At 67.0% G+C, this 18044-nt stretch carries 21 protein-coding genes; 18 read left to right on the top strand and 3 right to left on the bottom strand.

Going from position 1 to position 18044, the window contains the following annotated elements; all coding sequences use genetic code 11:
• Nucleotides 1-4: 4 nt before the first annotated feature.
• Nucleotides 5-232 carry a twin-arginine translocase TatA/TatE family subunit gene (locus tag I8N54_RS05810; RefSeq protein ID WP_140193463.1) on the bottom strand — a complete coding sequence of 76 codons (228 nt, stop codon included), beginning with the start codon at nt 230-232 and terminating at the stop codon, nt 5-7.
• Nucleotides 233-393: 161 nt separating this feature from the next.
• Here I8N54_RS05810 and I8N54_RS05805 point away from each other — a divergent pair, with 161 nt between their 5' ends.
• On the top strand, nt 394-1011 hold the full coding sequence (locus tag I8N54_RS05805; RefSeq protein WP_140193464.1) for a helix-turn-helix transcriptional regulator: 618 nt from the start codon (nt 394-396) through the stop codon (nt 1009-1011).
• Here I8N54_RS05805 and I8N54_RS05800 read toward each other — a convergent pair whose 3' ends face one another.
• A complete protein-coding gene (locus tag I8N54_RS05800; protein ID WP_197097489.1) occupies nt 1012-1776 on the bottom strand; it encodes a MipA/OmpV family protein in 765 nt (254 codons plus the stop codon).
• Between the two features lie 108 nt (nt 1777-1884).
• On the opposite strand from I8N54_RS05800, the gene rlmJ reads away from it, so the two are divergent.
• From rlmJ to I8N54_RS05740, 12 genes are all read left to right on the top strand, one after another.
• Nucleotides 1885-2676, top strand: a complete 792-nt coding sequence (rlmJ, locus tag I8N54_RS05795; RefSeq protein ID WP_140193466.1) for a 23S rRNA (adenine(2030)-N(6))-methyltransferase RlmJ — start codon at nt 1885-1887, stop codon at nt 2674-2676.
• A gap of 6 nt (nt 2677-2682) precedes the next feature.
• Nucleotides 2683-3126 carry a tellurite resistance TerB family protein gene (locus tag I8N54_RS05790; RefSeq protein WP_140193467.1) on the top strand — a complete coding sequence of 148 codons (444 nt, stop codon included), beginning with the start codon at nt 2683-2685 and terminating at the stop codon, nt 3124-3126.
• A complete protein-coding gene (locus tag I8N54_RS05785) occupies nt 3123-3872 on the top strand; it encodes a phosphate/phosphite/phosphonate ABC transporter substrate-binding protein (RefSeq protein WP_140193468.1) in 750 nt (249 codons plus the stop codon). Before I8N54_RS05790 ends, I8N54_RS05785 begins: the two co-directional genes overlap by 4 nt.
• A 97-nt stretch (nt 3873-3969) precedes the next feature.
• A complete protein-coding gene (locus I8N54_RS05780) occupies nt 3970-4746 on the top strand; it encodes an ABC transporter ATP-binding protein (protein WP_140193469.1) in 777 nt (258 codons plus the stop codon).
• A 97-nt stretch (nt 4747-4843) separates the two neighbouring features.
• Nucleotides 4844-5566: a transporter substrate-binding domain-containing protein gene (locus I8N54_RS05775; protein ID WP_140193470.1), complete on the top strand. Its 723-nt coding sequence runs from the start codon at nt 4844-4846 to the stop codon at nt 5564-5566.
• A 41-nt stretch (nt 5567-5607) separates the two neighbouring features.
• Entirely contained in the window at nt 5608-6429 is an 822-nt protein-coding gene (locus I8N54_RS05770; protein ID WP_140193471.1) for an alpha/beta fold hydrolase, read from the top strand.
• Nucleotides 6429-7310, top strand: coding sequence for an ABC transporter permease (locus I8N54_RS05765; RefSeq protein WP_140193472.1), 882 nt, complete (start codon nt 6429-6431; stop codon nt 7308-7310). The genes I8N54_RS05770 and I8N54_RS05765 overlap by 1 nt, the downstream gene beginning before the upstream one ends.
• Nucleotides 7307-8116: an ABC transporter permease gene (locus tag I8N54_RS05760; RefSeq protein ID WP_140193473.1), complete on the top strand. Its 810-nt coding sequence runs from the start codon at nt 7307-7309 to the stop codon at nt 8114-8116. The genes I8N54_RS05765 and I8N54_RS05760 overlap by 4 nt, the downstream gene beginning before the upstream one ends.
• Complete coding sequence (locus I8N54_RS05755) at nt 8113-9444, top strand: glutamine synthetase family protein (RefSeq protein ID WP_140193474.1); 1332 nt, start codon at nt 8113-8115, stop codon at nt 9442-9444. The genes I8N54_RS05760 and I8N54_RS05755 overlap by 4 nt, the downstream gene beginning before the upstream one ends.
• 86 nt (nt 9445-9530) lie before the next feature.
• On the top strand, nt 9531-9941 hold the full coding sequence (locus I8N54_RS05750) for a hypothetical protein (protein WP_140193475.1): 411 nt from the start codon (nt 9531-9533) through the stop codon (nt 9939-9941).
• Between the two features lie 119 nt (nt 9942-10060).
• Entirely contained in the window at nt 10061-10819 is a 759-nt protein-coding gene (locus I8N54_RS05745) for a DNA repair protein (protein ID WP_140193476.1), read from the top strand.
• Between the two features lie 58 nt (nt 10820-10877).
• Nucleotides 10878-11327 (top strand): paraquat-inducible protein A, encoded by a 450-nt coding sequence (locus I8N54_RS05740; RefSeq protein ID WP_140193477.1) that lies wholly within the window; start codon nt 10878-10880, stop codon nt 11325-11327.
• Between the two features lie 131 nt (nt 11328-11458).
• Here the strand turns inward: I8N54_RS05740 and I8N54_RS05735 are convergent, their stop codons facing one another.
• Nucleotides 11459-12421: a LysR family transcriptional regulator gene (locus tag I8N54_RS05735; RefSeq protein WP_140193478.1), complete on the bottom strand. Its 963-nt coding sequence runs from the start codon at nt 12419-12421 to the stop codon at nt 11459-11461.
• A 281-nt stretch (nt 12422-12702) separates the two neighbouring features.
• Between I8N54_RS05735 and I8N54_RS05730 the strand changes: the two genes are divergently transcribed.
• The 5 genes from I8N54_RS05730 to I8N54_RS05710 all read left to right on the top strand — a co-directional run bounded on the left by I8N54_RS05730 (nt 12703) and on the right by I8N54_RS05710 (nt 18041).
• Nucleotides 12703-14085 (top strand): aminotransferase, encoded by a 1383-nt coding sequence (locus tag I8N54_RS05730; protein ID WP_140193479.1) that lies wholly within the window; start codon nt 12703-12705, stop codon nt 14083-14085.
• A gap of 63 nt (nt 14086-14148) precedes the next feature.
• Nucleotides 14149-14829: a type 1 glutamine amidotransferase gene (locus I8N54_RS05725; RefSeq protein ID WP_140193480.1), complete on the top strand. Its 681-nt coding sequence runs from the start codon at nt 14149-14151 to the stop codon at nt 14827-14829.
• Nucleotides 14826-16181, top strand: a complete 1356-nt coding sequence (locus I8N54_RS05720; protein WP_140193481.1) for a glutamine synthetase family protein — start codon at nt 14826-14828, stop codon at nt 16179-16181. Before I8N54_RS05725 ends, I8N54_RS05720 begins: the two co-directional genes overlap by 4 nt.
• The gene (locus I8N54_RS05715; RefSeq protein ID WP_140193482.1) at nt 16181-17473 is read left to right on the top strand and encodes an NAD(P)/FAD-dependent oxidoreductase; all 1293 of its coding nucleotides are present in this window, start codon (nt 16181-16183) and stop codon (nt 17471-17473) included. The genes I8N54_RS05720 and I8N54_RS05715 overlap by 1 nt, the downstream gene beginning before the upstream one ends.
• A 373-nt stretch (nt 17474-17846) precedes the next feature.
• A complete protein-coding gene (locus I8N54_RS05710) occupies nt 17847-18041 on the top strand; it encodes a hypothetical protein (protein WP_140193483.1) in 195 nt (64 codons plus the stop codon).
• Nucleotides 18042-18044 lie beyond the last annotated feature (3 nt).

The raw sequence follows: 18044 nt of genomic DNA, 5'->3' as shown, positions 1-18044 counted from the left end.
GGCGTTACGCCCGTTCCTTGTCCTCGCTGGGGGTCACGTCGCGGCTGGCGACGGTCTCGTCATCCTTGCCGGACTCCTCGATCTCGTTCTTGCCGTCCTCGACTCCGCGCTTGAAGGCCGTGATGCCCTTGCCGACCTCACCCATCAGCGAAGAAATCTTGCCGCGCCCGAACAGGACGAGCACGACGACGGCGATCAGCAGAAGGCCCGGCAGGCCGATATTGTTGAGCATGTCACTTCTCCCGAATGGCGCCACTCTCTCCGGGACGCCGCACTGTTGTTCGCCCTTGGTGATAGCTGGACGACGGGCCGGCCCGGAAGGGCGATTCCCGCAGATCGCGGCGCGCGGCTGGTGCGCCGCCCGAATTTGTGACAGAAAACTGTCAGTATCTCATGGCCCGCTCCGATCGCCTCTCCGCGCTCATGCTCGCGCTCAAGCGTCCCGGCCCCCACCGGGCGGAGGCGTTGGCGCGCGACCTCGGGGTGACGGTGCGCACGATCTATCGCGACATCGCCGACCTTTCGGCGGCCGGCGTGCCTGTCGAGGGGACGCGCGGTGTCGGCTACCGGATCACCGCGACGGTCAGCCTGCCGCCCCTGCACCTGACACCGGAAGAGCTGGAGACGCTGCAGATCGGCCTCGCTGCCGTCGCGCAATCGGCGGATGCGGAGATGGCGCGAGTTGCCGGACGCCTGTCCGACAGGCTCGACGCGCTGCTGCCGGAAGACGGGATCGCGCCGCGCCCGATCGCAGCGGCGGCGCGCGCCTTGCCCCATCTCGCCACCTTGCGCCAGGCGATCCGGGCGCGTCAGAAGCTGAAGGTGGACGGGCGCACGATGCGCCCGCTCCGGCTCGATTTCTGGGGGAGGCTGTGGACGCTGCTCGCTTGGGACGACGCGCGGGCGGATTTCGCGGAACTCGCGGTCGACAGCATCTCCGAAGTCGAGGTGCTGCCGAGCCTGTTCGTCGATGAGCCGGGAAAACGGGCGACCGACCGGCCGCCACCCTGATCAGAAGCCGAGCGACACGTTCCGCGTGACGCCGAGGCGAATCGACAGCTGCTCTTCCGAGCCCTGCTCGACGATCGGCGAATCCGCGGCGGCGCCGACGAACTGCTCGTAGGCAACGGCACCGTCGATGCCCCAGTCCTCGTTGATCTGGTAGGTCATGCCGAGTTCGACACCCGCCGTCATGGGACCGCCATCGGCCTCGTAAGCGTCGAACTGGCCGGCAGACGCCACCGATTCCGCCGCCGAGACACCGAAGTAGGTGTTGGCATATTCCTCGCTGCCGAACAGCACACGAGGGCCGAAGCGCATGGTCAGAGCGCCGGTCGGGTAGAAGACCGCGTCGGCACCGACGGAGGCGACGAGCGATTCGTGCCCGATCACGCCATAGCGCAGGTCCGCGAAGGCTTCGAAGTTGCGACTGACGTAGCCGTAGCCAAGGCCAAGCTCGAGGCTGGCGTCGACATCATCGAGGCCGGCAAGCTCGCTGTAATCGTCGGCGGTGCGCTCGCCGATGTAGCGAAAGCTGCCGCGCAGGCCGAGGCCGTCCTGCGGTCCGCCGCCAAGTTCACGCCCGCCGTAGTTCAACTGAAGGTTGCTGATCGAGAAATCCGGACCGTAGGCCAGATCGTCGGAGCCGAAGTAGCCGGGCTGCATGAAAGCACCGCCACGCAGCGTGAACGACAGACCGTCCTGCGCGCGGACAGACCCCGCGCCTGCAAGGGTGGTGGCAACCGCTACTGCGGCGATCGTCATGGCACCCTTCATCGGGGATCTCCGTGCTCTTGTCCTCGATATCGAACATAGGCCGAAGTCACGGTCCTGCCAACGATTCCCGGGCTTGCCCTGCCGCCTGCGGAGTATCATCACCGGCATATGTTGTCGTATCAGCACGCTTATCACGCCGGGAACATGGCGGACCTGCACAAGCACTCGGTTCTGGCTGTCGCGCTGGACTATCTTGTGCAGAAGCCGAAGCCCCTCACCTATATAGAGACGCACGCCGGACGCGGTCTTTACGATCTCGCCGGTCCCGAGGCGGCCCGCACCGGCGAAGCCGCACGGGGAATCGGCACTCAGGCCCTGCCCGACGGTCACCCCCTCGGCCGGGTCCTCGACGCGGTGCGCGCGCGGCACGGGCGCGACGCCTACGCCGGCTCTCCGCTTATCGCGACGGGGCTGTTGCGCGACGAAGACCGGATGCATCTCGCCGAACTGCACCCGCAGGAACATGACGCGCTTGCCCGCGTGATGCGGCAGCAGACACCGCGCCCGAAAGTCTACCGTCAGGACGGCGCGAAGCTCGCCATGTCGCTCGCGCCGCCGGATCCGCGCCGGGGGCTCTGCCTCATCGATCCCTCCTGGGAGGTGAAGTCGGACTACCAGGAGATGCCTCGGCTACTGGCCAAGTTGCACCGCGCTTGGTCCGTGGGCGTGCTGATCCTGTGGTACCCGGTGCTGACTTCGGGCGCGCATCGCCCCATGCTGCGCGCCATCGGTGACGCGCTGCCCGAAGCAGAAATCCACGAGATCGGTTTCCCCCCGGCACGGGAGGGGCACGGCATGGTCGGGTCGGGCCTCGTGCTCATCAATCCGCCGTTCGGATTGAAAGGTGAACTGGAGCGGCTCTCCAGCCTCTTTCCTCCGGGCCCTGACCGCCCTAACTAGGCGTTCATGTTCGGAGACCTGCTCAAACGCCTGACGGCGCCCGCCCCGGAACCGCTCCCCGACGTGGATGCGCGCATGGCGCTGACCGCGTTGCTGGTGCGGATCGCGAAATCCGACGGCAACTATGCCGCCGAGGAGATTGCCCGCATCGACCGCATCGTGGCCTCGCGCTACGAGATGAACCCGGTCGAGGCCGCCAAGCTGCGCGCCAGTGCCGAGGGCCTCGAGGCCGAAGCGCCCGACACCGTCCGCTTCACCCGTGCCATCAAGCACGCCGTGCCCTACGCCGAACGCGAAGCGGTGATCGAGGCGCTCTGGGATGTCGTGCTCGCCGACGGTGAACGGGACGAGGAAGAGGACGCGCTGCTGCGCATGGTCGCGCCGCTGCTCGGCGTGTCCGATCCCGACAGCGCGCTGGCCCGCCAGCGGGTCGAGGCCCGGCGCAAGTGAGCGACCAGCCCCGCGCCGCGATGCCGATGTACGAACGTCCCGAAACGCGGGAGGCCCAGGACCGCCTGTGGCAGGACGTCCGGGCCAATCTCTCCTACGACACGCCGGCGACGCTCGAGAGCGTCTCGAGCCTCTGGGACCATTGGCTGTCCGAGGACCTCATCTTCACGCAGGCCTGCAGCCTGCCCTATCGCGCCCGCCTGCACGGAACCGCCCGCATCGTCGGGACAGCAGACTACGGGCTGCCGGGCTGTCCGCCGGGGCATTACAACTCCGTCTTCGTGATGCGCCCCGGTGAGGAGTCCGACGACCCCGCGCACTGGGCGACGCTGCGCCTCGCCTACAACAGCCGCAATTCGCAGTCGGGCTGGGCCGCGCCGCAGAACCACATGATCGGGCTCGGGCTCAGCTTCGATCGCACTGTCTCGACCGGTGCACACCTCGCCTCGATCACGGCAGTCGCGAACGGCACGGCGGACATCGCCTGCATCGACGCGCGAACATGGGCGCAGGCACGGGCCTGGGATGCCGAGGCGAGCGACCTGCACGAAGTGGGCCGCACCGAGCCGACGCCGGGCCTGCCCTTCATCACGGGGCCGAACACGGACGCCGAGGAGCTGTCGACGGCGATCGAGACGGCCATCGGACAAATGTCCGACGCCGATCGCACCCGGCTTGGCATCGTCGGTTTCGCCGCGATCCCGACCGAGGCCTACCTCGCCGTCCCGACACCGCCCGCTCCTTAGGCAATCGGCGCGGAATACGGCACGTCACGTCGATCGACCCGTTGCAATCGGCCACTTTCTGCGCCCTACTCGGGGCCGCAACAAGAAAGACCGCTGCATGAGCCTGCCTGCCCCGGTGATCGAGATCCGCAACCTCCACAAGAGCTACGGCTCGCTCGAGGTGCTGAAAGGCGTCGACATCACCGCCCCCGCCGGGCACGTGGTGTCGATGATCGGATCGTCAGGGTCCGGCAAATCCACGCTGCTGCGCTGCGCCAACCTGCTGGAGGACAGCCAGCAGGGCGAGGTGATCTTCATGGGCGAGCCGGTGACCTGGAAGGGGTCGGGCATGACCCGCCACCCCGGCGACAAGCGGCAGATGATCCGCATCCGCACCAACCTCAGCATGGTGTTCCAGCAGTTCAACCTGTGGGCGCACATGACGATCCTGCAGAACGTGATGGAAGCGCCGGTGACCGTACTGAAGCGCGACCGGGCCGAGGTCGAGGCCAAGGCCCGCGACTATCTCGACAAGGTCGGGATCGGCGACAAGGCGGACGCCTACCCCGCACAGCTCTCCGGCGGCCAGCAACAGCGCGCGGCGATCGCCCGGGCGCTCGCGATGGAACCCAAGGCGCTGTTGTTCGACGAGCCGACCTCCGCCCTCGACCCGGAACTGGAGCAGGAAGTCGTGCGCGTCATCAAGGCGCTGGCCGAGGAAGGCCGCACCATGGTGCTCGTGACCCACGACATGAAGATGGCGGCGGACGTGTCCGACCACGTCGTCTTCCTGCACCAGGGCAAGATCGAGGAAGAGGGCAGTCCAGAGGAGCTGTTCGGCAATCCGCGCTCCGACCGGCTCCGCGGCTTCCTCCGAGCGGGTCAGGCCGCCTGATGCGGGGCCGGACCTCCGGCAGCGCCGCCGCCTGCCCTTGCTGCGACATGACACCACTCAACCAAAACAGAACCAACCAAGACCAGGGAGACTACCAATGAAACTGATCCTGACCACCGCCGCGCTGGCGCTCGTCGCCGGGACCGCATTTGCCCAGGACACCGTCCGGATGGGCACGGAGGGCGCCTACCCTCCCTACAACTTCCTCAATGACAACGGCGAGGTCGACGGCTTCGAGATCGAGCTGGGCAACGAGCTCTGCGCGCGGGCCGAGCTGACCTGCGAGTGGGTGACGAACGACTGGGATTCGATCATCCCGAACCTCGTCTCCGGCAACTACGACACGATCATCGCCGGCATGTCGATCACCGACGAGCGTGACGAGGTCATCGACTTCACGCAGGATTACTTCCCGCCGACCGCCTCCGCCTACGTCGGCGCGTCCGAGGATGCCGACTGGGAAGCCGGTGTCGTCGCCGCGCAGACCGCGACGATCCAGGCCGGGCACGTCTCCGAAGGTGACGCCGACCTGATCGAGTTCGCCACGCCCGAGGAAACCGTCGCCGCCGTCCGCAACGGCGAGGCCGACGCGGTCTTCGCCGACAAGGACTACCTTGTTCCGATCGTCGACGCCTCCGGTGGCGAGCTGATGTTCATCGGCGACGACATCCCGCTCGGTGGCGGCATCGGTCTCGGCCTGCGCGAAAGCGACACCGAGCTGAAAGAGGCCTTCGACACGGCGATCACCTCGATGAAGGAAGACGGCACGCTCAACGAGCTGCTCATCAAGTGGTTCGGCGAAGAAACGACGACCTACTGACCGGCACGTAGGATGGGCCCCGGCCCATCCTACCTCCACACATGACGACCTGGACCCTGGATCAGACGGTGGACACCTCCGCCGGACGCGTTGCCGCCGGCTCTGCCGGCGACGGGCCTGCGCTGGTCCTCGCCCACGGCTGGCCATGGTCCTCCTTCGCGTGGTCCCGCGTCATCCCGCTCCTCGCCGACCGCTTCCACGTTCATTGGTACGACATGCCGGGGTTCGGCCGCTCGACCCTGACGCCCACCCGGCCGCCCGCGCTCGACACGCAGGGCGAGGTGTTCGCCGAGATGCTCGATCACTGGTCCCTCGACGCGCCCACCGTGGTCGCGCACGATTTCGGCGGCGCCGTCACGCTCCGCGCTCACCTGCTGCACGGCACCGACTATTCCCGGCTCATCCTGATGAACGTCGTCGCGATGCGCCCCTGGGGGTCGGATTTCTTCGAACATGTGAAGACCCACGTCGACGCCTTCCGGGGCCTGCCGCCTCATATCCACAAGGCGATCGTCTGCGCCTATATCGACAGCGCACTCGCCCGGCCGCTCGCGCCCGGGGATTACGACCGGCTCGACACGCCGTGGCTGTCGGCCGAGGGACAACAGGCGTTCTGGACCCAGTTCGCCCTCGCCGACGAGCGCTACACGGCCGAGGTCGAACCCGCCTATGGCGACCTGCGCTGTCCCGCCGCCGTGCTGTGGGGCACAGCGGATCCGTGGATCCCGCTCACCCGGGGCGAGGCGCTGGCCCGTGCCATCGGCGTTCCGCTCCAACCGCTCGAGGGGCTCGGCCACCTGCCGCAGCTCGAAGATCCCGACCGCGTCGTCGCCCACCTGACGAAAGAGCTGGAGTCCGCCTGATGTTCGCCGCCTGCGCCGATCCCGAACAACTGTCCGGCCTATCGTGGCTCGCCTGTTACCTCACGACCGGCAAGCACATGGCGTTCTACGCCTCCTTCGGCACCGTCCTGCTGCTGCTGGCCATCACCGCGCCACTGGCGCTGCTCTTCGGCTTCGCCGGCGCCTCGGTCGCGCGCGGTCCCGCACCGCTGTCGTGGCTCGGCAAGGGCTACATCGCCATCGTGCGCGGCGTGCCCGACATCGCCTTCTTCCTGTTCTTCGTGATCGCGCTCGACCAGATGTTCGAATGGCTGCGCCACGAGGTGAAATGCCCCGAGTGGGACAGTCCGATCTACCAGGGCAACGACTTCATCGTCTGCGCCGAGGCGAAACTGCCGCTCTCCTCAGCGCCGCAGTGGGTGCATGAGAGCTACGGCTTCGCCCTGGCCGTTCTGACCTTCGCCATCGTCTTCGGCGCCTTCGCCGCGAACGTCCTGTACGGTGCGATGCGCGCCGTGCCCCGTGCCCAGATCGAAACGGCGGAGGCCTACGGCATGACTTCGCGCCAGACCTTCCGGCGCATCCTCATCCCGCAGATGTGGGTCTATGCCCTGCCGGGTCTGTCAAACCTCTGGATGGTACTCATAAAGGCGACACCGCTGCTGTTCCTGCTGGGGGTCGAGGACATCGTCTACTGGGCCCGCGACCTCGGCGGCACCAAGACACCGCAATTCACCGCCTACCCGCACGGCGACTGGCGCATGTGGTACTTCCTCGCGCTGCTGGTCTTCTACCTCGCCTTCACGCGCCTCTCCGAAGTCGTGCTCGACCGGCTGATGCGCCGGCTCACCAAGGGGCAGGCGACCGCGGGCGGCGAACGTCAGAGAAAGGCCGCCGCATGAGCTGCTGGCAGACCATCGGCGACTACGCCTTCCGCTCGCTCGGTTACGGCGAACGCCTGCCGCGCACGGACTTCGATCTGTGCCAGCAGGTCGTGCTGATCGGCTCAGGCATGATCTGGAACGTCTATTTCGGCCTCGTCGCACTCTGCACCGGGTTCTTCCTCGCCACGGCGCTCGCGCTCGGCAAGGCGTCGACCTCCGTCTGGCTGAGGAAGCCGGCGGAGTGGTTCATCCTGCTGTTCCGGGGCAGCCCGCTCTTCATCCAGTTCTTCTTCGCCTACTTCTGCTTCCTGTCGCTGAAGGGCAGTTATGCCTTCTTCGACCCCTTCACCTCCGCCTGGCTCGGTGCGGCGATCGTGCTGTTCCTGAACACCGCCGCCTACTCGGGCGAGATCTTCTACGGCGCGCTCCTCTCGATCCCCAAGGGCGATACCGAGGCGGCGGATGCCTACGGCTTCACCGGCTGGTCGAAGTTCCGGCGGATCACGTGGCCGACGATGCTGCGCCTCGCCTGGCCGGCCTACACGAACGAGGCGATCTTCCTGTTCCACGCCACGACGCTGGTCTTCTTCTCCGGCTTCCCGGCGCGCAGCCAGCAGGGCGACGCGCTCTACTATGCGAGCTACTTTGCCGACAAGACTTTCAACCCGTTCGTTCCCTATCCGATCCTGGCCTGCTACTTCATCCTCGTGACGCTCTGCATCATCGGCGTGATGGGAGCGATCAACCGGCGCCTGAACCGGCACTTGCCGACGACTCAGCGCGCACGCATGAAACTGCGACCCGGAGCGATGCTCGCAAGATGACCTGGCTGGAAGACCATCCGGAGGTACGCACGATCCGTGTCGCCGCCTCCGACCTCAACGGCATTGCGCGCGGCAAGCGCATCCCCCGGCGCTTCGCACAGAAGGCGATGGAGGACGGCACGCGCTTTCCGCTCTCCGTGCTCAGCCTGGACATCTGGGGCGAGGACATCGACGACAGTCCGCTCGTCTTCGAATCCGGCGACCCCGACGGCATCTGCCACCCGACCGAGCGCGGCTACCTGCCGTTGCCGTGGCTCTCCGCGCCGACGGCGCTGCTGCCGATGTGGATGTATCGCGAGGACGGCCGCCCCTACGACGGTGACCCGCGCCACGCGCTCGCCCGTGTGTTGTCGCGCTTCCGCGCGCGCGGCCTGACGCCCGTCGTCGGCACCGAGCTCGAGTTCTACGTAATCGACGATTCCGGCAAGGAGCTTCGGGTGCCGCCCTCGCCCCGTTCCGGCAAGCGTCGCCCGGGGGCCGAGATCCTGTCCCTGCGGGCGCTCGACGCCTTCGACATCTTCTTCACCGAGGTCTACGACGGCTGCGAGGCGATGGACATTCCCGCCGAGACGGCCATCAGCGAAGCCGGGATCGGTCAGTTCGAGCTGAACCTGTCCCATGTCGACGACGCCCTGAAGGCCGCCGACGACGCGTGGCTCTTCAAGCTTCTGGTGCGCGGCGTCGCCCGCAGCCACGGCTTCGCCGCCTCCTTCATGGCCAAGCCCTATGAGGATTACTCCGGCAACGGGATGCACGTGCATTTCTCGCTGCTCGATCAGGCCGGCAACAACGTCTTCGACGACGGCACGTCGCGCGGCACCGACCTGTTCCGCCATGCCGTCGCCGGTTGCCTCGCCGCGATGCCGGCTTCCGCGCTGATCTTCGCGCCGCACGGCAACAGCTACGACCGTCTCGTGCCCGAGGCACACGCCCCCACCGGCGTCTGCTGGGGTTACGAGAACCGCACCGCCGCGATCCGCGTGCCCGCCGGCAGCCCCAAGGCCCGCCGGATCGAGCACCGCGTCGCGGGCGGCGACGTGAACCCCTACCTGATGTTGGCCTCCGTGCTCGGCGCAGCGCTCGTCGGGATCGAGGACGAGATGGAGCCGCCGGAGCCGATTACCGGCAACGCCTACGACCAGCATCTGCCCCAGCTGCCCGGTACGTGGGCGCAGGCGATCGACGCGTTCGAGGAATCCGACATCATCTCGCGCATCTTCCCCGAGGAACTCGTGCGGAACTACGTGGCCACCAAGCGGCAGGAACTGCACTATTTCGCAGAGCTCACCGACGCCGAGAAGGTCGACCTCTACCTCGACACCGTCTGACGCCCCCGCCGTTGCCCGTGCAGATCGTCCTCGCCCCACGCGACGCCGGGCGCTAAATGAGCGGACGAGCCAGACCAGGACTGCCCATGTTCGAGAATTTCGACCCGACCAACTTCCAGCCAGACCCCGTCCTGCTGGCGTTTCTTCCCGTGAAACAGATCGTTTACCTCCCGGTGATCCTGCTGCTGGCGCTCGTGCGCGCGCTCGTTGCGCGCGGAGCCGCGCGGCAAGCGGCCCTGCTGGCGCTGGTCGTCGCCCTCGCCGGCCTGTCGGCCCGCTACCTGCCGGAGGTTCTGGACCTGCGAAACGGCACGATCGTGCGCTCTGCCGGCTTCTGGAGGTCGTGGTGGGGCGGTGCCGGGATGAATGTCGCGGCCTCGATCCCACTGCTGGCCTCCGCCGTTCTGCCGGGGCGGCGCTGGTGGGGGATCGACGTCCTGCACGTCCTCGCGCTCGCCGGTTTCCTGGGGCTTTGGGGTTACACCATCTGGGCCTGACCTCGCGTCGCCGGAACCCTGACACTCACGCCGTGTTGAAATCGCACAGTCGGCGATTTCTTGCCGTAGACAAAAAGCCGGATTTCACCGGCGCGCGTGAGACCGAAGGGACCTCTTCCATGCCCATGATAAGCATTTTCCGGACGGCGCATCGCTCCATGCATGCGCTGTCTTTCGTCGCGCTCGCGCTTCTGGCGATCGCGGCATTCGCCTACACGGTGGCCTCGGCTTCGGGCTACGCCCCGTGGCTGACGTTCGAGGCGCAGGTAGGCGAATGGTTTTTTCCCGAAGCCGGTCCCGTCGCGCAGATCGCTCTGACATCGATCCTCGTCGCGCTGATGTTCTTTGCACCCTCGACGACGCGGATCATGGCGCTCGAGAACTCCCACCGGCGCTTCAACCTGTCGATGAACGACGTGGCCCGCGCCTATCACTACTGTCACACCGCCGACCGGGCCGGCGTGTTCACCATGTCCTCCGAGTTCGATCAGGTCCGCGAACGTCTCGCCTACCTGCGCGACCATCCCGACCTCGAACAGCTCGAGCCGGAGGTGATGGAAGTCGCCGCGCAGATGAGCCAGCAAAGCCGCCACCTTGCCGAGACCTACAACGACCAGAAGGTCGCCCGCGCCCGCGAGTTCCTCGAACAGCGGCAGGCCGAGGCCGAACGCCAGCAGGAGAAGATCGTGGAGGCGCTCCATGCCTGCCGCGAGATCAAGCGCTGGCGCGAACAGGTCGAAGTCGAGGAAGCGGTCGTCGCCTCCCAGCTCGCCCAGCTCGAGGAACAGCTGGAGCTCTGCCTGCCCGACCTGGGGATCACTGTGGTGCGCGACGACGACAACGTCACCCGCATGCCGATGCAGCACGCCGCCGAGTGAGCCGCCCTTGACCACGGGCCGCGGGACCGCACACTGGCGCCTTCCGAACGAGGCGACGATGTCCACGGCCCTGAAACTCGCGAACCTGTCGCTGATCCTGCTGTTCCCGGTCGCCTGGTTCGCGCCCTTGCTGCGCGCCGGCCTGCTGCCGCTGTTCGGCATGTCGGAGATATCGGTCATCTCCGGCCTGCAATCCCTGTGGGAGACGGACGTCTTTCTCGCCCTCGTCGTGACCGGCTTCGCGCTCTTCGCGCCCTACCTGAAGACGATCGGCCTCGCGCTCGTTCAGTTCGAACTGCTCGACCGGCGGGTGATGCCCGCGCTGACCCTGCTCGGGAAGCTCGCGATGGCCGACATCTTTCTGGCCGCGCTTTATATCGTCGTCGCCAAGGGCATGGGCGTCGGCCGGGTCGAGGTCGCGTGGGGCCTTTACCTGTTTTCCGCCTGTATCCTCGCGTCGCTCGCGATTTCCCTTCTGACGCACCGCCAAGGCGCTTCTTTGGGCTGACAAATATTCTCGGGGGTGAATTGGGCCGCAGGCCCAAGAGGGGGCAGAACGCCCCCTGACCCGCCCGACCGGCAGGGAGGGCTCACGGCAGCGCGCGCGCAAGCGCGACCCGCTGGATCAGGCCGCCGATCTCAGAGCAGCCGCAGCGACTTCTCGAGGAACGGCGACTCCGACACCGTCGGTTCGACCACCATCTCGCGGATGATCCCCCGCAGACGCTCCGCCACCTGCGCTGGCGCCGCGCCCAGGACGCCGCCCCGCGCGGTGAGCAGGATCGTGCGCGAAAGCGGCCGTCCCGGCAGCGGCAGGATCTCCACGCTGTCCCGGAAGCGCCGCGCATGGCGCCAGCCGAGCGGCGTCAGGATCGTCCAGCCTGCACCCTCTGCCACCATCGCGAGGATCGCGTGGTAGCTGTCGAGCTCGAACCGCGTCGGAAAGTTCAGCGACTGCTGCGCGAGGTGCGCCGCGATGGCGCGGCCCATGTGATGCCGGGTCGTGTAGCGGATGTTGGGCAGGCTCATCAGCTGGCGCAGCACGTGCGCCGGCTCGATCCGGCCGCGCGGGGCGGCGATGACGAACGGCTCTTCCAGCAGCGGATGCACCTCGTGGCCCGCGTCGCTGAGCCCCATGTCGGTCGTCACAACCATGTCGAGCGCGCGCGCGTCGAGCTGGTCGAACAGCCGGTGCGACGCCCCCGTCTCCAGCAGGAACTGGCAGCCCGGCATCTCCTCCGCGAGCGCCGACAGGAGGCGCGGCGTCACGTCGGCGTCGAAATCCTCGATCATGCCGAGCCTGAGCCGCTGCAAGGCGCCCTGCCCGGCCAGCGCGAGCTCGGTCCGCGCCTGCTCCGCCTCGTTCAGAATCGCATTCGCCCGGCGCAGGAACGTCTCCCCCGCCGGTGTCAGCGAGATCGGCCGCTCCGAGCGGTTCAGAAGCGTCGCACCGACATCCCGTTCGAGGTTGGTGAGCTGCTGGCTGATCGTCGCGGCGGACGTCGACAGCCGCCGCGCGGCAGCCGTGATCGACGCCTCCTCGGCCGTGGCCACGAAGACCTCGACTCCCCAAAGCGTGATCTTGCCCTGCCTCTGCGCCATGGCGCGGACGTTAGAAGGCTTGTCCGGGGCGGGCAACACGCGGATACCGGACATATGACGCGAACCGGACACTCCGGGGCCACAGCCTGTCGCTTCGACGCGGAAGCGACACTCTGGCAACGCCACTGTCCGACCCGGCGGATTTCCCGCCGACGTATCGCGCCATCGCAGCCACAGCCGTGCCGTGCGCGCTGATGGATGACGGGCTGCCGCGTCACTCGGGCGATTGAACACCGCGACGGGCGGGCTTACGCTCCGACCGTCAAGAACAGAGGTCCCCAATGCCCGATGACTCGCCCAACAGCTGGGAAGCGCGCGCCGCCGCGAACAGCTTCTACGGTTTCACCGACCTGCCCACGATCGCGCAGCGCGGCACGGTCGTGCTGACCGGCGGCGAAGGCCCCTACGTGACGGACGTCCACGGCCGCCGCTACCTCGACGCGAACTCGGGCTTGTGGAACATGGTCGCCGGCTTCGACCATCCCGGCCTGACGCAGGCGGCCAAGGACCAGTACGACCGTTTTCCCGGCTATCACGCCTTTTTCGGACGGATGTCCGACCAGACCGTGCTGCTGTCTGAGAAGCTGATCGAGGTTTCGCCCTATTCCGAGGGCCGCGTGTTCTACACGAACTCCGGGTCCGAGGCGAACGACACTCTGGTCAAGATGCTCTGGTTCCTGAACGCGCACGAGGGCAAGCCCGAAAAGCGCAAGATCCTGACGCGCAAGAACGGCTACCACGGGGTGACGGCGGTGTCGGCCTCGATGACCGGCAAGCCCTACAACTCGGTCTTCGGCCTGCCGCTGCCCGGCTTCATCCACCTGACCTGCCCCCACTACTGGCGCGAGGGACAGGAGGGCGAGAGCGAAGAGGCCTTCGTCGACCGCCTCGTCGCCGAGCTGGAAGAGACGATCGCGACCGAGGGCGCCGACACGATCGCCGCTTTCGTGGCCGAGCCGGTGATGGGCGCAGGCGGTGTGATCCCCGCGCCAATGAGCTATTTCAACAAGATACAGCCCGTTCTTCAGAAGCACGGCATCCCGCTGATCTCCGACGAGGTGATCTGCGGATTCGGGCGCACCGGCCACGCCTGGGGTGCGGAGGCCTATGGCTTTACCCCTGACGCGATCATCTCGTCCAAGAACCTGACCGCAGGCTTCTTCCCGATGGGCGCCATCATCCTCGGCCCCGAACTGTCCGACCGGCTGCAGAAGGCCTCGGAATCGATCGAGGAATTCCCCCACGGCTTCACCGCCTCCGGCCACCCGGTCGGCTGCGCCATCGCGCTGAAGGCGATCGAGGTCATCATGGAGGGCGCCGACGGCAACCCGCCCCTGATCGACAACGTCCGCCGCATCACGCCTGCTTTTGAGGCGGGGCTCAAGCGACTGGCGCAGAAGGACAATATCGGTGAGGCCCGGGGCATGGGCCTGATGGGCGCGGTCGAGGCCGTGCAGGACAAGGCAACCAAGCTGCCCTTCCCCGGCAGCCTGTCGGTGTCCGAGCGCATCGCCAACGCCTGCACCGACCAGGGGCTGATCTGCCGCCCGCTCGGGCAGGCCGTCGTGCTCTGCCCGCCGTTCATCATGACGGACGACCAGATGGACGAGATGTTCTCCAAGCTGGAGACTGCGCTCGACCTCGTGTTCGACGAGGTGGCCTGACCTCCCCTTGCGCCGGATGCCGCGCGGAATTACCCTCTGCGCGGCAACCAGAATTGGTGTTTCATGCACATCGGCATCCTCCAGACCGGCCATGCGCCCGACGCGCTGCGCCCCACTCTTGGCGACTATTCCGACTTGTTCGAGCGGCTGCTCGGCGGGCACGGCTTCACCTTCACCACGTGGAACGTGGTCGACATGGAGTTCCCTGACGGCCCCGACGCCGCAGAGGGCTGGCTCATCACCGGCTCGCGCCACGGCGCCTACGAGGATCATCCCTTCATCCCGCCGCTCGAGGAGCTGATCCGCGCGATCTACGACGCCGGCACGCCGCTCGTCGGCATCTGCTTCGGCCACCAGGTCATCGCGCAGGCGCTCGGCGGCAAGGTGGAGAAATTCGGCGGGGGCTGGGTCGTCGGCCGGCAGACCTACAACTGGTCGGGCGACGAGATCGCGCTGAACGCCTGGCACCAGGATCAGGTTGTGTCCCTGCCCGATGAGGCGCGCGTACTGGCCAGCAACGGCGGATGCGCGAACGCCGCCATCGCTTATGGCAACAAGGCCTACACGGTGCAGGCCCACCCCGAGTTCCGAGACGATTTCATCGAGGGCCTGATCGAACACCGCAGCGACGCCGTTCCGCCGGATCTGGTCGACAAGGCGCGCCAGAACCTCGGCCGCGACAATGCCAACGCCGTCCTCGCCGATCGGATCGCCGCCTTCCTCAAGACCCGGGAGGTCGCATGACCAGCTATTTCGACCGTCTGCCGCAGGCGGCACAGGCCTACCTTCAGGACAAGAAGCTGGACGAGGTCGAGTGCGTCATCGCCGACCTGCCGGGCATCGCGCGCGGCAAGGCCGTGCCCGCCGCCAAGTTCGAGCGGCTGACGCATTTCCACCTGCCGAACTCGATCTTCTACCAGACCATCACCGGCGACTGGGGCGAGGATGAAGAGCTCGGCGGCTTCACCGAGCCGGACATGATCCTCAAGCCGGTCATGGACACCGCGACCGCTGCGCCCTGGACGCAGGACGGCACGCTGCAGGTCATCCATGATGCCTACGACCAGAAGGGCAACCCGGTCCCTCTGGCGCCGCGCAACGTGCTGAAACGCGTGGTCGAGCTTTACAACGCCGAAGGCTGGACCCCGATCGTCGCGCCGGAGATGGAATTCTATCTCGTCGGGCGCAACACCGATCCGGCCCAGTCGATCGTGCCCATGATGGGCCGCACCGGCCGCCCGGCCGCTGCCCGGCAGGCCTATTCGCTGACCGCCGTCGACGAATACGGCCCCGTCATCGACGACATCTACTCGTTCGCCGAGATCCAGGGGTTCGAGATCGACGGCATCACGCAGGAAGGCGGCGCCGGCCAGGTGGAGATCAACCTCCGCCACGGCGACCCGGTGAAGCTCGCCGACGAGATCTTCTACTTCAAGCGGCTGATCCGCGAGGCCGCGCTCAAGCACGATTGCTTCGCGACCTTCATGGCCAAGCCGATCGAGGGCGAACCCGGCTCCGCCATGCACATTCACCACTCGATCGTGGACTCGACGGGCCGCAACCTGTTCGCCGGCCCCCAGGGCGGCGAGACGGACGCCTTCTTCCATTTCATCGGAGGCCTGCAGGAACACCTGCCCAGCGTGGTCGCCCTGCTGGCACCCTACGTGAACTCCTATCGCCGCTACGTGAAGGACCACGCCGCGCCGATCAACCTCGAGTGGGGCCGGGACAACCGCACCACCGGCATCCGCATCCCGATTTCCGAACCCTCCGCGCGGCGGGTCGAAAACCGGATCGCGGGGATGGATTGCAATCCCTATCTCGGCATCGCCGCCTCGCTCGCCTGCGGCTACCTCGGCATGAAGAACGAGGTCTGGCCCGACAAGCGCTACCATGGCGACGCCTACGAGGCCGAGGACGCAATCCCGCGCGGGGTCTATGCCGCGCTCGATCTTTTCAACGAAGCCAAGGAGATGCACGAGGTTCTTCACCCCGAATTCGCCCGCGTCTACTCGCTGGTGAAGATGACCGAATACGACGAGTTCCTGCAGGTCATCTCCCCCTGGGAGCGAGAACACCTCCTGCTGAACGTCTGATGAATCCGCTCTACCGCAACGACGACCCCGGCATCTATCCTCCAAGCTGGTACGCCGCCTCCGCCCTCATCGGCGCGGAGCGTGCGCCCTTGCGCGGCACGGAGAAGGCCGATGTCGCGATCGTCGGCGCAGGCTATACCGGGCTCTCCGCCGCGCTGACGCTGGCCGAGCGGGGCCTCTCGGTCGCGGTCATAGAGGCGCACCGCGTCGGCTTCGGCGCATCGGGGCGCAACGGCGGGCACGTCACCTCGGGGTTCAACAAGGATCAGCAGTGGCTGTCCCGCAAGCTCGGCGACGGTCCCGCGCGCGCGCTCTGGGACCTCGCGGAGGAGGCGAAGGAGCTGGTCGGCGATCTCTGCGCGACGCACGCCCCCGACGCCCGCTTCACCCGCGGCGTGATGCACGGCGACTGGACCGAGGCGGACGCCGACGACAGCCGCCGCTACGCCGACTGGCTGGCCCGGAAGTATGACTACAGGACGCAGTTCCTCGACGGGCCCGAGTTCCGCGAAATCTGCCGCTCGCCGGTCTATGCCGGCGGCGTTCTCGACATGTCTGCGGCGCATGTCCACCCGCTGCGCTTTGTGCTCGGCCTCGCCACCGGGGCCGAGGCCGCCGGCGCGCAAATCTTCGAACGGACAGAGGCGACGCGGATCGAGGGCACCACCATCGTCACGCCGGAGGGTCGTGTCGAGGCGAAGCACGTGATCCTTGCCGGCAACGGCTACCTGCCCGGACTGTCGCGGCCCTATGCGGCGCGGGTCATGCCGATCAACTCCTTCATCGCCGCGACCGAGCCGCTCGGCGACCGCGCGGCGGAGGTTCTGTCCCGCGATGTGGCCGTGTCCGACAGCCGCTTCGTGGTGAATTACTACCGTCTGAGCGAGGACAAGCGCCTGCTGTTCGGTGGTCGCGAGAGCTATTCGATCGGGTATCCCGTCGACATCCTCACCGCGCTGCGCGCCCGGATGGAGCGTCTCTTCCCCCAGATCGCAGGCGTGAACATCGACTACCACTGGGGCGGGACGCTCGGCATCACGATGAGCCGCCTGCCCTACATCTCGCGTGTCGCGCCCGGCGTTCTGGCGGCCGGCGGCTTCTCCGGCCACGGCGTCGCCCTGTCGACGCTGTCCGGAAAGGCGATGGCCGAAGCGATCGCCGGCGACGCTGGACGGTTCGACACGCTCTCGACCCTGCCCGTCACACCGTTCCCCGGTGGCGCCGCCGCTCGCGCCCCGCTGCTGACGCTGGCGATGACCTGGTACGCGCTGCGGGATCGGCTGGGGTTCTGAACGGCGATCGTTTGCCGAACCGCGACAGACGCCCTCAGCGACCAAAGTTGATAATGCTGCAGTAACAATCTGAGCTTTCGCGCTAACTTAACCCCCTGATCTCAGTGACTTGCGACCACAACGCACTGCCCTTGAGCACTCAATACGCGACGGTGACTGTTCACCGAAGTGTTGATTTTTGGGCGGTCCGCTGTCCGCCCGCTCGCGCCACGAAAAAGTCGTGGGCGGAAGGGCCAATCTACGCATGATTTACTTCAACGTCAGCGAATGGATGCCTAGTTTGACGCTAGGACGACTCGGAGGCGTGAGCCTTTGCAGTTAAGGGGTCAAAATGGCGATACGTGTTTTCAGGTGCCACGATTGTGGGCACCACATGAGACTGTTCGGCGGTCGCTGCGGTGTCTGCATGACGCCCAAACCTCCCTTCAAGCGAGGAGAGGTTATCCTCTCTTTGGTGATCGTTGCGATACTTGCGATCGGCATCGGCACGTTCACGAGCCGCATCGCGGCGATCGCGGACGTGAATGGCGCATTCGCGGGTGGTCAGTCGGGCGGAGCCGGCGGCTGATCC

Source organism: Pelagovum pacificum, assembly GCF_016134045.1.
Classification (GTDB): domain Bacteria; phylum Pseudomonadota; class Alphaproteobacteria; order Rhodobacterales; family Rhodobacteraceae; genus Oceanicola; species Oceanicola pacificus_A.
Note: the sequence above shows the minus strand (reverse complement) of the source record. Positions and strands in the feature narration are given on the sequence as shown.